Annotated in this window: 14 protein-coding genes; 4 read left to right on the forward strand and 10 right to left on the reverse strand. The window is 72.9% G+C overall.

Annotated elements, in window-relative coordinates:
• Positions 1–244: 244 nt before the first annotated feature.
• From I8N67_RS33560 to pgfA, 10 genes are all read right to left on the reverse strand, one after another.
• Positions 245–874, reverse strand: a complete 630-nt coding sequence (locus I8N67_RS33560; RefSeq protein WP_372443862.1) for a hypothetical protein — start codon at positions 872–874, stop codon at positions 245–247.
• Positions 828–1,685, reverse strand: coding sequence for an FkbM family methyltransferase (locus I8N67_RS33565; RefSeq protein WP_200308040.1), 858 nt, complete (start codon positions 1,683–1,685; stop codon positions 828–830). The genes I8N67_RS33560 and I8N67_RS33565 overlap by 47 nt, the downstream gene beginning before the upstream one ends.
• Positions 1,682–1,936 (reverse strand): Trm112 family protein, encoded by a 255-nt coding sequence (locus tag I8N67_RS33570; RefSeq protein WP_200308041.1) that lies wholly within the window; start codon positions 1,934–1,936, stop codon positions 1,682–1,684. The genes I8N67_RS33565 and I8N67_RS33570 overlap by 4 nt, the downstream gene beginning before the upstream one ends.
• The gene (locus tag I8N67_RS33575; protein ID WP_200308053.1) at positions 1,933–2,850 is read right to left on the reverse strand and encodes a hypothetical protein; all 918 of its coding nucleotides are present in this window, start codon (positions 2,848–2,850) and stop codon (positions 1,933–1,935) included. The genes I8N67_RS33570 and I8N67_RS33575 overlap by 4 nt, the downstream gene beginning before the upstream one ends.
• A 21-nt stretch (positions 2,851–2,871) precedes the next feature.
• Positions 2,872–3,663 carry a class I SAM-dependent methyltransferase gene (locus tag I8N67_RS33580; protein ID WP_200308042.1) on the reverse strand — a complete coding sequence of 264 codons (792 nt, stop codon included), beginning with the start codon at positions 3,661–3,663 and terminating at the stop codon, positions 2,872–2,874.
• Complete coding sequence (locus I8N67_RS33585; RefSeq protein WP_200308043.1) at positions 3,663–5,066, reverse strand: condensation protein; 1,404 nt, start codon at positions 5,064–5,066, stop codon at positions 3,663–3,665. Before I8N67_RS33585 ends, I8N67_RS33580 begins: the two co-directional genes overlap by 1 nt.
• Positions 5,063–9,556, reverse strand: a complete 4,494-nt coding sequence (locus tag I8N67_RS33590; RefSeq protein ID WP_200308055.1) for an alpha-(1->3)-arabinofuranosyltransferase domain-containing protein — start codon at positions 9,554–9,556, stop codon at positions 5,063–5,065. Before I8N67_RS33590 ends, I8N67_RS33585 begins: the two co-directional genes overlap by 4 nt.
• Positions 9,553–10,251 (reverse strand): class I SAM-dependent methyltransferase, encoded by a 699-nt coding sequence (locus I8N67_RS33595; RefSeq protein ID WP_200308054.1) that lies wholly within the window; start codon positions 10,249–10,251, stop codon positions 9,553–9,555. The genes I8N67_RS33590 and I8N67_RS33595 overlap by 4 nt, the downstream gene beginning before the upstream one ends.
• Positions 10,252–10,394: 143 nt before the next feature.
• Positions 10,395–11,546: a glycosyltransferase family 4 protein gene (locus I8N67_RS33600; protein WP_200308044.1), complete on the reverse strand. Its 1,152-nt coding sequence runs from the start codon at positions 11,544–11,546 to the stop codon at positions 10,395–10,397.
• Between the two features lie 239 nt (positions 11,547–11,785).
• Entirely contained in the window at positions 11,786–12,763 is a 978-nt protein-coding gene (pgfA, locus tag I8N67_RS33605) for a cell envelope lipid trafficking protein PgfA (protein WP_200308045.1), read from the reverse strand.
• 303 nt (positions 12,764–13,066) lie between these two features.
• Between pgfA and I8N67_RS33610 the strand changes: the two genes are divergently transcribed.
• The 4 genes from I8N67_RS33610 (at position 13,067) to I8N67_RS33625 (ending at position 16,381) form a co-directional block, all read left to right on the forward strand.
• Complete coding sequence (locus I8N67_RS33610) at positions 13,067–13,219, forward strand: hypothetical protein (RefSeq protein ID WP_200308046.1); 153 nt, start codon at positions 13,067–13,069, stop codon at positions 13,217–13,219.
• 3 nt (positions 13,220–13,222) lie between these two features.
• Positions 13,223–14,464, forward strand: a complete 1,242-nt coding sequence (locus tag I8N67_RS33615) for a PucR family transcriptional regulator (RefSeq protein ID WP_200308047.1) — start codon at positions 13,223–13,225, stop codon at positions 14,462–14,464.
• Between the two features lie 289 nt (positions 14,465–14,753).
• Positions 14,754–15,527 carry an IclR family transcriptional regulator gene (locus I8N67_RS33620; protein ID WP_200308048.1) on the forward strand — a complete coding sequence of 258 codons (774 nt, stop codon included), beginning with the start codon at positions 14,754–14,756 and terminating at the stop codon, positions 15,525–15,527.
• Entirely contained in the window at positions 15,524–16,381 is an 858-nt protein-coding gene (locus tag I8N67_RS33625; RefSeq protein WP_200308049.1) for an SMP-30/gluconolactonase/LRE family protein, read from the forward strand. The genes I8N67_RS33620 and I8N67_RS33625 overlap by 4 nt, the downstream gene beginning before the upstream one ends.
• Positions 16,382–16,658: the final 277 nt, after the last annotated feature.

The following is a 16,658-nucleotide window of genomic DNA, read 5'->3' on the forward strand; positions in this document are numbered from 1 at the left end:
GGATCGGAGACCGGGACTCCGTGCGGACCGTATGCCCATATGGAGTGCCATCGGCCGCCTGAACGGCAATGTCCGATCTACGGGCACCCGCTGAAGCAGACCGCACGATTGGCGCGCGACGCTGACCGATCACGCCCATGCCGTGACGCCGAACGACCACACCCACCCGTGAAGGGGCGCGGGGAACTGCGCGAGCAACCACCGACGACCCGCGGCCGCCCCCACACCCCGGACGGCCGAGCCCTCACGCGATCCGCTGGAACAACCCCCACGTGAACTCGGCGACACACCTCCGCCGCACCCCCCGCGAGTCGGGCGCGACGAACGCCAGCCCCCACCGCGTCGGCGCCGACCCCTCCAACGGCCGCACGGGCGCGAACGCGCGGGCCGCCTCGTCGACCGTGCAGGACCACGGGGTCAGGTCCGCCACCGTGCGGAGATCGGGACCCGGGGCGCCCGGGGCCCGTACCAGCCACTCGTTCCAGACCGCGCCGTTCGGGGCGAGGAGAACCTCGAAGCGGAGGTCCGGCCACAGCGGCACCGGCCACAGCCGCGCCTCGCACTCCAGGTCGCCGATGCGGCGCCGGGCCACGGCCTCCGGCGCGCCCAGGACCGACCGGTAGCGGGCGGCCGACCCCCGGCCCCGCGGCGACCGCACCATCGCCTGCCACCGCCGGTTCGCCTCGCGCATGTCCGCGATCGAGACGCCCAGCGCGTGCCGGGCGTCCTCGACGAGGTCCGGGTTGTGGTCGGCCATACGGCGCAGCAGGACGAGCTGGAAGTCGAGCGGGGTGAAGGGGCCGGATGTGCCGGGAGTGCCGGAGGGCTTATCGGGGCCGGGGCCGGGGCGCTTCGCGGAGGACATGGGGCCCATCGTCGCGTACGGCGCCGACGGTGGGCCGGTGGTGCCCGACCGGCCCGCCCGGGCGGCGCCCGTCCGGCAGGAACAGCACCGAGTTGACGTAACGGGGGCCGGCGAAGGGCAGGACGCGGCGGAGCAGCCCCTTGGACGCGACGTGCGACGTACGTGCCTGGTGGGCCTCCAGGACGGCCGGGTCGAGGGGGAGCCAGGTCCCGGCGGGGCGGACCCAGCCGGCGTAGCCGAGGCCGGCGAGGAGGTCGACGACCGGGGGGATCGGCTGGATACGGGACTCCAGTTCGACGAAAAGGGCAGGGCGGTCGCGGACCAGGAGGCCGGACGCGCCGCGCAGGACGGCCGGCTCGTTGCCGTCGACGTCGATCTTGATGAAGCCGACGTCGGTGAGGCCCAGACCGTCGAGGGTGACGCAGCGGACGTCCAGCGCGCGGGCGTGGATGTCCCGCCGGACCAGCGACGACACCCCGCGCTCGCCCTCGTCGCCCGCCGGCAGCCAGAGCCGGGCCGTGCCCGGGTGGTCGGAGGCGGCGGCCTGGACGACCCGGACGTTGGCGGGCGCCGCCGAGGTGAGCAGCCGGGCCAGCCGGGGCACCGGCTCGACGGTCACCACCCGCCGGGCGCGCCGCGACAGGCGCCGCGTCCAGGGGCCGTACCAGCCGCCGACGTCCACGGCCGTGCCGCACCCCGGCGGGCACAGCTCGTCGAGCCGGGCCAGCTCCGGCTCGAAGCGCGGATAGACGAGCCGGGCGGCCGCGCCGATCAGCCGGTCCGGGAGGAGCGGCGCGAGGCGGGCGGCGAGTGTGGTCATGAGCCGATCCTCTTGAGAAGCCTCTCGTGTTCGTCCTCCGTCACCTGCTCGCCCGAGGACGGCAGCAACTGCGGGATGCCGTCGACGATCGGGTAACGGCGGTGCAGCCGGGGGTTGTAGAGCACCTCCGGCCTCTCCGCCGCCTCGGACGGGTCCGGTCGGTCGTCGTCCTCCTTGTGGACCACCAGGTGCAGCGGCCCCTTGTCCAGCGGGCACGCCAGGATCTGGAGCAACGGGTCGTCGGGGTTCATGGAGGGGTCAACTCCTTGGCGGGTACGGGAGGTTGGGAGGAGGGCGGCGGTGGACTGTCGTGCTTGGGCATGCTCAGCAGTACGCCGACCGCCAGCACCGTGCCCGACAGCCGCAGCGCCAGCCGCAGCGGATCGTCGGGCAGCGACTCGCCGAACGACAGCGTGCCGAGCACCGCCGTGAACAGACAGGTCACCGTCGTACAGACCGGCACGATCAGCGAGGCCCGGCAGCGTTGCAGCGCCGCCTGCGACATGACCAGGCCGAACGCGCCGGTGAACAGCAGCAGATAGGGGTACGGGGAGCGCAGCAGGTCGAGCACGGCGTCCCCGAACCCGCTGCCGGTCAGCCGGCTCGACACACCCTTGATCGCGAGCGAGCTGACGCCGTACAGCAGGCCCACCGCCACGCCGTACTCGACGCCCGTGGTGGGCAGCCGGTGCCGGTGCCTGGCCCGCCGCTCGGCGGACCGGTACAGGCCGACGCCCGCCGCCAGCGCCGGCAGGCAGATCGTCAGGACCAGCGCGTACGGCGCCCCGCGGCTGACCGTGTCGGAGCCCTCGTCCAGCGACAGCACCACCATCAGCAGCGCGGCGAGGATGGCCCCGAGGGCGTACCGCTCACGGCCCGTCGTCTCCTCGCCGAGCAGCCGCGCCGAGAGCAGCACGAGCAGGACCAGGCCGGAGACGAAGATGCCCTGGGCGGCGGCGATCGGCAGCGTCCGGTACACGGCCAGCTGCGCGGCGAAGCCGGCGGCCAGCGACAGCGAGCCGGCGATCCACAGGGGGCTGCCGAGGACCAGCCGCAGCAGCCGCGCGGGCTCGCGGACCGTCACCTGGGGCAGCGCGGTGAGCGCCCGTTTCTCCAGGACGAACCCGGTGCTGTACAGGGCGTTCGCCAACAGGGCCGCGGCCACTCCCCACCACATGGTCGCCCCCTATGTCCTTGGAGTCTTCCGCGTGATCCCCCGGTCAGGTCTGCGTGCGTGCAGCAGCAGGATCGACGCGGCCGACGGTGCCGCACATGCCAGCCGGTCCAGCGGCCGCAGCGGACGCGGTACGCCGTGGAAGGGCGCCCCGCGCAGCCGTACGACCTCGAAGCCCGACGCGGCCACGAACTCCCGCAGCGCGCGGGCGGTGTAGAGCCGCAGATGGCCCACGACCTCCGAGCCGGGACGGCCGTGGATGCCGCGCAGGCTGACCTCCGAGAACACCGGCTGGACGCCCGCGAGCAGCAGCGCGCGGTTGTACCAGGCGGCGAGGTTCGGGGTGGAGAGCATCAGATGGCCGCCCGGCCGCAGGACACGGCGGATCTCGTCGAGGGCGCCGTCCGGGTCGACCAGGTGCTCGATCACCTCGCTGAACAGCACGGCGTCGGCGGACTCCGACCTGAACGGCAGCCCTCCGTCGGCCAGTTCACCCCGGACGGCGTACGGCAGACGCGCGCGGGCCCGTCTGAGGGCGTCCTGCGACCAGTCGATCCCGATGATCCGGTGGCCGGTGAGGAAGGGTGCGGCCGTGGCGGCGGCGGTGCCGTCGCCGCAGCCGATGTCGAGGACGGTACGGGGGCCCGCGGCGCCCGCCGGGCCGAGGGCGGCGGCCAGCATGCGGGCCTGGGCGAGGCTGCGGGGGGTGCCGGAGGCGACGGGGACGGACGGGTCCTCGTAGAAGTCCCGAAGTCCCCCTCGCGGGGGGTGTGTCGAGGTGTCGGTCGGTGTGGTGGTCGGCATCACCTGGGGTCCTCTTCCGTCGCGTGCAGGTAGTGCTCGAAGAGGTCGCGGAGATGGGCGCCGTCGCCGTGGCTGAGCAGGGCGCGGGACCAGCGCAGGGCCAGATGGAGGCGGCCCGCAGTGGCCGCTGTCGTCACCGTGAGACCACGGGGCATCCGGGCGGGGGCCGAGAACCACACCGCGTGGGCGCGGCCGGCCTCCTCGCCGAAGTCCAGCGCGTACGGGATACGGCCGATGTTGCTGAGCAGCGTCGTCGACGTCCAGGGCGCCGCCGCCCGGCGCAGACCCCTGGTGACGGCGGCCCGCCAGGCCACGGGGACCACCGGCGCTGTCAACAGGGAGGCGCCATGGCCCAGTTGGGGTCGCTGGAGGGACTTCAGGGCGCGGGTGCGTTCCGCCGTGCGGCGCAGGAGGGTGGCCATGGGGGTGTGGGCCTGGTGCAACTCATCGGGCGCGAAGGGCACTTCCACCAGGCGGGTGCCGTTGCCGATGGGCATCTCCGTGTCCCTCGGACGGTCGTCCACGGGCATCGTGATGCGCAGCGGGCGGGGGTGGGCGCCGTGTTCGCGGTTCCAGTGGGCGAGCATCAGGGCCGTGGTGACCATGAGCTGGTCGTTCACGGTGTAGGGGGCGGACCTGGGGCGGCGGGGGACGCGGAGCTCGGTGACGAGGAGGCCGTTGCCGGGGGAGGGTTCGGGGGCGCCGGGGGCGACCCGGGCGGGGCGGGCCCAGTGGGAAGGGGGTGCCGATTCGGGTGGGGCCGGTTCGTCCGTGGTGGGGCGGACGGGGGGAGCGGTGGGGGAGTTGTCCTTGCCGCCGTACAGCTCCGCCGCGGTGGCGAGGATGCGGAGGCAGGCGGGGCCGTCGAGGGCGGTGTGGTTGATGGTGAGGAAGAGGACGGTGCCCTTGTTCTGTGGGCGCCCGGGAGCGGGGCCCCCGGCACCACGATTACCTGCGGCTATGCCGACTCCGTCGCCGGCCTCGCTCCCCACCGCGGGCCCCGCCCCCGCCACCACCTCCAGGCGGATCGGCGGGGACATCGACAGCGGAGGTGCCTCCATCAGGGCCCTCGTTCGCGCGTCCCGCAACGCGTGCGGGCCCGGCGGCAGGAAGGTCACCACCTCGATTTCCGGCTCCGGGGTCAGCTCCCACTCGTAGCGGCGGCTGTACCAGTGGGCCCGGGCCTCACGCATGAGGATGCGCGGATGGTGGCGGAGGGCGGCGGTGAAGGCGGTGCGCAGGCGGTCGGGGTCGAGGTGGCCGGGGAGGTGGACCTCGATGTGGACGGTCTCGGGTTCCTCCTCCTGGAGGCAGTGCCGGGACACCTCGTCGACCACCGGGAAGGGGATGCGGACGGGGCCGCGGGCGGCGTCGTCCCGTGCGGGGTGGTCCAGTGCCGTCATGCCGGTTCCCCCCTTCCCGCACCGCCGTCACCGTTCGGCGGTGTCACCCCGGGGTTGGGCTGGGCGTTCGGCTTGGTGAACGGAATCCGCCGGGTCGGTGTGTCCGTCTCGGGCTCGGGCTCGGGCTGTGCCTGGGGCTGGGGCTCCGGTCGAGGGGAGCCGGGGCCGCGCGCGGAGATCGTGGGGCTCGCGGCGGGCGCACCGGCGGACGGGCCGGCAGGCGCAGCGGCGGAGACACCGGAAGACGCACCGGCCGGCGCCGCCCTCCCCACCCGCCTCCGCTGCGGCAACGGCTCCGTCGGCTCCTTTGCCCCCGGCGGCACCTCGAACCGCCGTGTCGAACCGGGCCGGTCGGGCGCGGCCTCGACGCCCACCCCCACACTCACCAGCGCCGCGAACAGGCCGATCAGCGCGAAAAGTTGGGCGATCGGGCCGAAGGCACCCGCGTCCGCCGCCACCGGCTCGCCCGCCCCGACGGCGGCGGCGATGCCGGCGCCGGCCAGGGCGAGGAAGGCGATCGGCACCAGCAGGGTGTGCCGTTTCCAGGCGAGGAGCGCGAGGAGCGGGACGAGGAGGGCGAAGAAGCCCGCGATCACGATGCCGACGAGAGTGAGCGCGACCGTGCCCAGCCAGAGACCGGGGCCCGGCGGCGCGGCCTGCGGCTCGTCGGGGTTGGGCTCCTGGCGGCGCCACAGGACGAGGCCGATCAGGGCCGCGAGGCCGACGCCGGAGCCGATCAGCCCGGCCTCGTACGTCACGGACGGCTCGTACGACAGCTTGACCGTGCCGCCCGCGCCGCCCGGGATCTGCCAGCCCTGCTGCCAGCCGTCGAGCCGTACGGGGGTGAGTTCGCGGCCGCCCAGCGTGGCCTTCCAGCCGTCGTTGAAGTTCTCGTACGTCGTCAGGTAGGACGCCGCGCCCTGGCCGACGGTGACCTCGCGACGGTCGCCGAGCCAGTCCCGTATCCCGAGGTCGCGGCCGGCGGACGCGGGTGCGGCGACCGTGCCCCGGGCGAGTGTCACGGAGTTGACGGCCAGCGCGCCCGAGTCCTCGGACTCGAAGGTGTGCCGTTCGGCCGCGTCGAACTCCAACTCACCGCTGGCTTTGCCGTTCTGGCAGAGCGTCAGGTCGATGGACCGGCGCTCCACCAGGTCCCGTACGGTGCCCTGCGCGCTGGTCTCGTACAGCGTGCCGTCCACCTCGACGACCGGGCCCTCGCCGCACGGGAGCTCGAAGTCGCGGGTCGGGGCGGGCTGCGGGGTGCGGTACTGGTCGAGCGCCGGGATGTATGCCTCGGTGAGGCCGACGGGGAGTTGCAGGTCGTCGTCGGCGACCGGGTTGTGGACGGTCAGGGGGGCCGTCTCCGTGACGGTGATGTCGAGGCTGTCGGTGGTGATCGGGTCGAAGCGGACCCAGCCGTTCTCGTCGACACCGGCGATGACCGCGCCGTCCGGGGAGCTGATCTCGACCTGTGTCGGACGGGTCGAGAGGCCGCCCGCCGGGGCCAGGACGATCGAGTTGACCGGCCACTTGTCGCCCCAGCTGAGGTGGATCGTGGGGTCGTCGCCCGCGATCCACGCCGTGGTCAGGTCCCCGTCGGTGAGGTTGCGCGGCGAGAGCCCGGCCCCGAGCGAGGCCGTGGAGTCGGCGGTCGCCGTGATCCGGGTCTGCTGCTCGGGGGCGACCTCGTACAGCAGCTTGTCGAGTTCGTCGCCCGGCACGGGCACGGCCGTGGCCTTCACCGCGTACGTCCCCGCCGTGGCGGTGCCGAAGGTGCGGTGCAGGCCGGGTTCGGTGCCCGTCGGGGAGAGCCCGGTGGGGTCGGCGGCCCGCTGGAGCGAGATCACCTCGGCGTCGGCGGCCGAGTCGTCGGCGTCGGTCGCGTCGGTCGGCAGCCGCAGCATCCGGGTGACCCGGACGCCGGGGATGTCGACCTCGGCGAAGCCCGCGCCGACCAGCCCGGTGTGCCGCTCCGCCGAGTCGAGAATCGTGATCTTCAGCCAACTCGTCTGTCCGGGCGCGGCGTTGACCTCCTGAGTCGAGCCGTCGGCCTGGAGGTTCGTGGAGCGGGAGCCCCGCTCGGTCTCGACCTTGATCCGGGTCGGCGCCGATCGCACCCCGTCCTGCGGCAGCGGTGTGACCTCGAAGGTCGCCGGGATGTCCTGGTCGCCGTCGAAGCCGATCCGCAGCCACTGCCCGTTCGCCGACCCGGCCGCGCCCTCCGCCCAGGCCGTGTTCCGGTCGCCGTCGAAGGCGTTGACCGGGTCGTACTGGGGCAGCTGGAACAGCCAGTTGCCGCTGGTGGACGCGGTCACCGAATCGGCGCCGCGCAGCTCGGCCACCGTCTGGTGGTCGAGGCCCGTCACCGGCAGGATCTGCTTCGGCTTCTCACCGGGGTCCTGCACGCTCCCGCTCGGGTTCCGCTCGTCCTTCGTGTACGTGTACGACGTGTTGGCGTTGACCAGGCCGAACCGGGTGTCCGCGAGGCGCAGCCCGTCACCGACCACCTGCACCGCCGGGGTGCCGAGCCCGGGATGGTTGTCGCCGGTCAGCACGGTGGCGCGGTCGCGCAGCTCCGGGTCGGCGGCGAGCGGCAGCAGCGACTCGGGGCCGCCGGAGACCACCGCGGTGTCGGCGATCGCCTTCAGGCCGGCCTGCCCGGGACGCGGCACCTCCTCGGCGGGCCGGTAGATCTCCACGGCCCGCTGCCGCGGATACAGCCCCTCGATCTGGAGCGGGGTGTTCTCGGCGATCCGCCCGCCGGTCATCAGCGGACCGAGCCCCGTCACCCGCTCGTACCCGGACTGCTCCAGGGTCCGCTTCACCGTCGTGGTGGGTATGGCGCCCACCTGGTCGGGGTCCAGGTCGTTGCGTACGACGACGTAGTAGAGGCCGGCCCGGCTCAAGTAGTCGCCCAGGCCCGGGACTTCGCCGCCGGTCAGCAGCGCCTGCTCCACGGCGTCCATCGCGCGCCGGTTGCCGGGGGTGCCGAAGGGGACGTAGTCGCGCTGCGCCCAGCGTGACTCGGCGAGGACGTCGAGGGGCTGGTCGACGGTGGTGCCCCAGCTGTAGATGCCGTGCGCGGTGGCCGGCACGACCAACGCCCGTGAGTCCGGGGAGTACTTGTCCAGCCAGTCGGCCGTGGCCTGCCAGTACTTGGGCAGCTCCTGGAACGAACCCGGTTGCAGCACAGAGCCGTTGAGGTACGGCCACAGCAGGCCGGGCAGGACGAGGACGGCCGCGATCAGCGGTGCGAACCGCCGTCCCCGCACCCGGCGGGCCCCGCGCGACTGCGCGGCCACGCCCACCAGATGCGCCAAGCCGAGGATCAGCGCGAGCGCCAGCCCGGTCTGGAACTTGTAGATGTTCCGGAAGGGCGCGAGCCCCCCGTTCAGCCAGTCCTGGACCACCCCGTGGAAGGGCGCCCCGAACGCGCCGCCGTACCCGGCGAGGGTGATCAGCGCGACCGCCAGCACGGTCAGCACCAGCCACCGCCGCTCGGGCATGTCCCGCCGCGCGAGTCCGGCGAGGCCCAGCCCTGCCGCGAGCGCCGAGGACAGGATCACGATCACGGAGGCGGCGACGGACCAGCCGGCCGGCAGCCAGGCCTCACCGAAGTGCAGATACGCCACCCAGTTCCCGGCCCCGCGCAGCGCCTCCGTGGCGGACATGGTGGCCGTCGTCGTCTGCGAACTCTCCACGTAGGGAAGGAAGTTCTCGCCGTGGAAGCCGAGCAGCAGCAGCGGTATCACCCACCACACCGTCGCCAGGATCACCCCCGGCACCCACCAGGAGATCAGCCGCCGCTGCCGCGGTCCTGGCGGCCGGGTGAGCAGATACAGCCCGACGGGCAGCAGCGAGGCCAGGGTCGCCGCCGCGTTCACCCCGCCCATGAACGGAATGACGAGCGCCGACCGCAGGGCGGCCACCCGCGCGCTGTACCGCTCGTTCGTCAGCGGCAGCAGCACCCACGGCAGAAAGGCCCCCGGCAGCGCGGCGGCCGAGGTCGACCCGACGACCGTGGTGAACACCGGCCACAGCGCGTAGGCGGCGGCGGCCACCAGCCTTGACGGCCGGCTCCCGATCCCCAGCCGCTCCGCCAGCCGCAGCGCACCCCAGAAGGCCACCGACACGATCAGCGACAGCCACAGCCGCTCCGCCAGCCACACCGGCAGCCCGACCAGATCGGTCAGCCCGTAGTACGGCAGCATCGGCCACAGGTAACCGACGTACTGGTCCTGGATCCCGCCGAACCCGCCCCGGTCGTGCCACAGCTGACCGAGATCGGAGACGAACTGCCAGGGATCGGTGGTGACCCCGAGCTTGGTGTCGAAGGTCTGCCGCCCCGGCTGCACCGCGACCAGCAGCACGAACACCACGGCCCAGAACCCCAGCAGCCAGCGCCGCGACCGAGGGCCCTCAGGGGGTACCTCGGCCGGGCCCGCCGGCCGTACCGGCGCGGGAGGTGGAGCCTGGACCGTGCTCGTCATGGTGGACACCGCCGGAGGATGAGGAGGAGGTTCCAGGTGGCGAACTCACGTAGCCCCGGCGCCTTGACGACGGTCTCCGCGAGAAACGGCCAGTAGCGGGAGCGCGCCGACACGACCGTCACGTCGTCCCGGCCGCGCACCTGCCGCAGAGTGGTTCCGATGTGCACGGCGAAGAGGTTCTCGCCGAGCGTGTGCTTGGCGTCCTTACCCGTACGGCGCCGATAGCGGGCCCGTGCCCGCTCCGCCCCCAGGTAGTGCCAGGGCGCCCACTCGTGCCCGCCCCACGGGGACAGCCAGTTCGTGAACGACACATAGATCAGCCCGCCGGGGCGGGTGACGCGAACGAGTTCACTGAGAAAGGTCTGCGGATCGGCCACGTGCTCCAGCACATTGGAGGAGAACGTGACATCCGCGACGCCGTCCCCGAGGGGAAGCAGATACCCGTCGGCGACGACAGCCCCGTCCGGCGGCTTCGCCCCCAACTCCGCCAGATCCGGCTCGAAGAGATACGCGTGCGCACCCCGCCGCCGAAACTCCTCGGTGAAGTACCCGCTCCCGCCGCCGACATCGACGACCGTACGACCGTCGACGGCACCGCCGTACGCCTCGACCTGGTCGACGGCGTCGCGGGCGAGGAGGGTGTAGCAGTACTCGGGGTCGCCCTGCTCACGGAGGAAGGCCCGAAAGAGGGTGATGGAGCGCTGCAGAGAAGGGTCCTTAAGACCCCCGCTGCTTGAGGGGAGCGGGGCTGTGACCTTTGCGGCTCCGCCGCGTGGGCGCGACAAGCCACGACGAACCCGCAGCCGCCACCCGGCATTCGAGGCACCCTGTTTCGCGCTCAAGGCACCCACCCACGGACCGCCTCGGAGGCCACCGCCCTGAACTGCTGCACAGTGTGACCCCACCGGTAATGCGCCGCCCGCTCCCGCGCGGCCTTACCCATCAGCACCCGCCGATCCGTCGACAACGCGAGCGCACACCACGCGGCGGCGAACGACGACTCCCCCCGAGCCAGCACCCCGGTCTCCCCGTCCACGACGGAATCCCGTAACCCAGGCACATCGAAGGCAACCGAGGGGGTCTCTCGCACGGCGGCCTCCGTGACGACCAGGCCCCACCCCTCGACGGCGGAGGGATGAAGCAACAGCCAAGCCGCACACAGCAACCGGTGCTTCTCGGCGTCGGAGACGTACCCGGCGAACTCCACCCCGGGCCCGGCCATGGCTTCCAGCCGCCCGCGCTCGGGTCCGTCCCCGATGATCACCAGCCGCCCACCCGTGACCGGGCGAACCCGTTCCCACAGCCGCAGCAGCAGATCGATCCGCTTGTACTCGACCAGCCGCCCCACCGCCACGAACAGTGGTTCGGGCGACCGCTCGGCGCGCGGCCCGGGCTCCTCGACCCCGTTGTGCACGACTCGTATCCGCTCCCGCTCCACACCGATCGCGCCGAGCGCGGTGGCCGTGGAGGAGGAGACCGCGACCACCAGGTTGCGCCGCTGCGCGGCCGTCAGCGACCAGTGTTCGAGTCTTCGGCCGAGCCGCGCGGCCGGCGCCAGCGGGCCGCCGAACCGCAGCTGCCACAGGTCCGTGTGCACATGGTTGACCAGGCACATCGTCGGACCCCGGTGCCAGAGCGGCGCGAGGTAGGGCATGCCGTTGCAGACCTCGACGAGGAGGTCGCAGTCGCCGACCTGACGGTCGAGGGCCGACTTGGCGCGCAGATGGTGGCTCAGGTCGCCGCCGGCCGACACGACCCGGTAGTCGCGGTAGGCCGCCGGGCCGCCGCACACCAGGGTGACCTGGTGGCCGAGACGGGTCAGGCCCTCGGCGAGCCGGTCGACGAGGAGCTCGGAGCCCCCCGCCGCCGGATTACCCAGGTCACGGCGGGCGAGAAAGACGATGCGGCGTGGCTGTGGAGGGCCTGCCGATCGATGCCGGTCGAGGCGTGGAAACACCTCGACCAGCGAGAACGGCACGTGCTGGGGCATAGGTGCTCCAACTCGTCTCGGGGTGCGGAACTCAGCGGGGGAGAAGGCTGTTCGCTGCGGGGGATGTTCCGGTCGGAGGGGGGCCGGATGGATCTCGCGGATCTGTCGTTCCTGGCGGGTACCTGTAGGCGAGGTGTGGGTGGGCTGTGCTCAGGTGGGGTGGACAGTTTTCGCCCAGTGGTTCGAAGCTGCTACTCACCGGGGTGACAATTTCGGGGGTTTGTTGAGCTGACGCCCTGTCACATCGTGATCGGGTCCTGGGACGACTCGGGCGTATCAGGGCGCCGCCTGCCGCGCGTGACCAGAACGGCACCTGCCGCGGCGAGGGCGAAACCGAGCACAGCGGTACCGATCGGCACCGTCCGCCCCACCAGTCGCAGCAGCCCGCTCTCCTTCTCCGCCTGGTCGACCGCGAACTTCTGCGTGGCCGAGGTGAACGCGAGCTTCCGGCTGTCGAGCAGCACCGCCGCGTCCTGGCTGCCGCCCGGCGCCCGCAGCGTCCGGCGCGGCCCGGTCTGCGCGTAGATGACCCGGCCGGTGCTCTGGTCGACGACCAGTTCGAGGCCGTGGTTGGCGTACCACTCCTCGGCGAGCACCTGCGGCCGGGTCGGCTCGTCGACGAGCGCGCCCGGCACCATCCGCGTGCCCGTCTTCGTGGCCGGAACCTTCGCCGTGAAGCGCAGCCCCTCGTACCCGCGGACCTTCTTGCGGCCCTCGTAGTGGAGCGTCACCGTCGCGCCGAGCGTGTTGTCCCACCAGCGGTAGGACCGTTCCTGCACGTCGAAGGGGAACTTCAGGTACGCCTCGCCCTCGATGTACGGCTTCTCGTCGCAGCAGTGCACCGGCCGGTTGGTCGTCCGGTCGCTGACCCAGCGGTGCGGGGTGAAGTCCAGCGCGCCGTGCGGATCGGCCGCCGGCAGCGACTCGTCGGTGTCGACCGAGGTGATCACGTCCCACACCGCGGCCCCGCTGCGCTCACTTTCGGCCACATCGCCGCGTACCCGCTGGGTCACGGTGATCTTCTGGTCCGGCACGGTCTTCACCTGCTCCACGTCGAAGACGCTGCCGGTGCCGGTGTAGACGGCGGTCGTGTCGATGTCGATCGGATTCACCGCGGCCCGTGGCTCGACGTACCAGGCGAGCAGGGGCGCGAGGACCAGCAGGAAGGTCCCGAGACCCAGCAGGACCAGGGAGAAAGGTGAGGCTGTACGGCGCATCCGGGCACTCCAGGGGCGTTGGGAGGTGCGACTCGGGTAGGCGTGCGGAAGAGGCGACACCGGGAGGAACGCGCGTATGACGCGGAGGTGCCGTCTGGGCCGGGAACCGTAGGCGGAGTCTTGACGCAGTGTCAATGCATTGCTGACACTGGGCCCGAGCCGACGACCTGGAGGGGCCGTCGGCCGTGGGACCGGCCGTCAGGAGGTCCCGACGAGGTGGGCGAGGTACCGGGACCGTCAGAAGGTCCCGTCGAGGTGCGGGGTGCCCTGGGTGGGCCGACCTTTCGACCGAGAGGCCCTGCGATGTCCAGACTGCTCGCCGCCGTGCTGACCATGGCGGCCGCCGCCGCGCTCGCCGTAGGAGCCGCGCTCGGTGTCGTCGCGCTGCTCGACGCGACCCCCGACCAGCCGAACGACCCGCTCATCACCTACGAGAACGCCGACGGGGAGCGCTGAGATGTGACCGGGCACCCGGGAACCGTCACAGTCCGCTCCGCCTGGCTCGCCGTGCCGCGCCTCCAGGTGCGCGAGTTCGCCGCGATCGCCATGGCCGAGGCCCCCGCCCTCGCCGAGGAGATCCTGCGCGAGATCCGCCGCGAGTACCCGCACCTGCCCGTCGTCCTCGACGACTCCGGCGAACCGATGGCCCTCATCGGCATCCGCCGCGCGATCGAGGTCTTCGTCCAGCACCTGGAGACCGCGGAGGGCCGCCCGCGTGTTCCTCCCGGGGTCTTCCAGGAGTTCGGCCGGGGCGAGGGCCTGCACGGCCGCAGCCTGGATTCGCTGCAGGCGATCTACCGCCTCGGCGTACGCCTCGCCTGGCGCCGCTTCGCCGCGATCGGCCAGCGCGTGGAGATCCCGCCGCCCGCGATGTACGAACTCGTCGACGCCGGCTACGAGTACCTCGACGGCCTGGTGGACCAGTCGGTGCGCGGCTACGCCGAGGCGGCCGCCCGGCAGGCGGGCGAACGGCTGCGACTGCAACGCCGACTGATGGAACTCCTGCTGGCCGAGCACCACAGGGGCGACCCGGCCGACGCGCTCACCGAACGGGCCGCCCGGATCGGCTGGACCCTCCCGGAGAAGGTCGCGGTCGGCGTCCTGTTACGCCCCGCCCGCGAGGCCATGGCCCCCGCCGTCGGCCAGGGCGTCCTGCTCGACATGGAGTACGAGCAGCCCCGCATGGTCGTCCCCGAACCGGACGCGGCCGGCCGCCCCGAACTCCTCCACCGTGCCCTGACCGGCTGGTCCGGCGCGATCGGCCCGCCCGTGCCGCTGGCCGACGCGGCGAAGTCGCTGCGCTGGGCGGAGGCCGCGGTACGGCTCATGGAGCGCCGGCTGCTCCCCGGCGGCGAGGTCCTGCACTGCACCGAACACACCGAGGCCCTGGTCCTCCTCCAGCCCGAGGAGCTGATCGACGACCTCGCCCTGCGCTGCCTCGCCCCGCTGGCCCACTGCGGCCCCACCCACGGCCGGCGCCTCGCCGAGACCCTCCTGGCCTGGCTGGAGACCCGCGGCGGCGCCCCCGAGATCGCCACCCGCCTTGGTGTGCACCCGCAAACCGTCCGTTACCGCCTCCGCCAGATCCGCGAGCTCTGGGGCGACGAGATCGACAACCCGGACCGCCGCTTCGAGCTCGAACTGGTCCTGCGCGCCCAACGGCTCCGAGGAGAACTGGGCGACCCGCGCGGCAGGCGCTGACGAGGGCTGGGCCGACCGGACCGCCGAGCGCTGATCTCGCCGCTCCGCCGGCCTCAGCCGGCTTCGGCCGGCTTCCGTCGCTGTGCGCCCCCGCCGCGTCCGGACATACGGAGCCTCCCCGGCCATTGCCCGGTCCTGGGCACTATGACTAGCCTGTGTTCGTTATGCCGATCGACAGTTGAAATTTCGAACATAGTCGCCACAGTCATCAACACAGCCACAGCCACAGCCACAAACACCGGCCACAGCCACACACGCAGATTCACAGACTCAAGGGAGGGGACCTGCCGTGGGACGCCTCGTACCTGCCGTGACCCGGGCGCTCGACATATTGGAGCTCTTCCTCGACGGGGACGGCACACTGTCCGCCCCCGACATCGTGCGCAGACTCCAGCTGCCCCGCACCACCGTCCACGAGCTGGTCACCACGCTCTCCGCCCGGGCGTACATCGTGCCCGTGCAGGGCCAGCCGGGACGCTACCGCCTCGGTGTGCGCCCGTACCAGCTCGGCAGCCGCTACGCCGAGCAGCTGGATCTCGCCGCCGAGGGCCAGCAGGTCGCCCGGACCGTCGCCGAGACCTGCGACGAGACGGTCCATGTGGCGATCCTGGAGTACACGGACGTCATCTACATCGCCAAGGTCGACTCCACGCACGCCGTCCGCATGGTCTCCGCCGCGGGCCGCCGCCTCCCGGCGCACTGCACCTCGGTGGGCAAGATGCTCCTCGCCTCCCTTCCCGAGGTCGAGCTGTCCGCCCGGATCCCGGACGACGCCGACCTGCTCGCCATGACGCCCAACAGCATCACCGACCCGGCCGCCCTGCGCGAGGCCCTGAACCGCATCCGTGAGCGAGGTCTCGCCGTGGAGAGCCGCGAGTCCAACCCGGACGTCTCCTGCGTCGCCGCCCCGGTCCGCGACCGCACCGGCAAGGTCGTCGCCGCGATCTCCATCTCCGTCCCGATGATCCGCTGGAGCGACGAGCGCCGCGTCGAGCTGGAGCAGCTCGCGGTCAAGGGCGCCGCGCAACTGTCCGAGCGCCTCGGCCACCGGGTCGTCGCATGAGCGCCCACAGCGGTTACGAGATCGCCGTACGGGAATACGCGGCCCTCGGCGAGGGCCCCACCTGGGACGCCGACGCCCAGCGGCTGATCTGGATCGACATCCTCGGGTCGCGGGTCCACACCTACGACCCGGCCTCCGGCCGCCGCACCGTTTTCGTCACCGAGCAGCATGTCGGCGCGGCCAAGCCCCGCGCCGGCGGCGGCCTCGTCCTGAACCTCCGGGACGGTGTCGGGCTGCGGGACGCCGACGGCGGCTTCCGGTGGCTGCACCACGAGCCGGTCCCCGGCCGCCGCGCCAACGACGCCGCCGTCGCCCCCGACGGCTCCCTCTTCGCCGGCACCATGCGCTACGACGAGGCCCCGGGCGGCGGCACCCTGTCCCGCTTCACCGCCGACGGCCTCACCGAGACCGTCCTCGACGACGTCGCCGTCAGCAACGGCACCGGCTGGAGCCCCGACGGACGGCTGATGTACTACATCGACTCACCGACCCGCCGGATCGACGTCTTCGACTACGAGAGTGGGCGACTGCCCGTCGACCGGCGCCCGTTCGTGACCATCGAGGACGGCGGCGGCTACCCCGACGGCCTCACCGTCGACGCCGAGGGCGGTGTCTGGGTCGCCCTGTGGGAGGGCGGCGCCGTCCGCCGCTACACCCCGGCCGGCGTACTGGACCGGGTGATCGGCCTCCCCACCCCCCGCCCCACGGCCTGCGCCTTCGGCGGCACCGACCTCACCGACCTGTACATCAGCACGGCCCGCACGGGTACGGAGACACCGCATCCGCTGTCGGGTTCGCTGCTGGTGGTGCCGGGGGCGGGGAAGGGGCTGGTGCAGCCGGCGTTCGCCGGCTGAGCCGCGTCGCCGCGCTCACCGGGGTCTCGGGGTGCTCCGGCTGTGCCCGGCTCCCCCATGGCCGGTCGGTCAGATGCCCGCCGCCCTGCGCTCCGCCGTCGTGAGCGGTACCCCTCGAGCCGCGGCTCGAGGGGGCCGAGCGCGGCGGCGAGCAGGACATCGGGGGCGAGGAGCGGCCGGCCGGCCCCAGCATCTCGGTACGTTCCAGCAGCTCGACCCGGTCGTCGGCGAGGACCGCGGCGCGGACGGTCGCGTCCGGCAGGTCCCGGCCGTCCGG

Source organism: Streptomyces adelaidensis (assembly GCF_016598475.1).
In the GTDB taxonomy this organism is placed as follows: Bacteria; Actinomycetota; Actinomycetes; order Streptomycetales; family Streptomycetaceae; genus Streptomyces; species Streptomyces adelaidensis.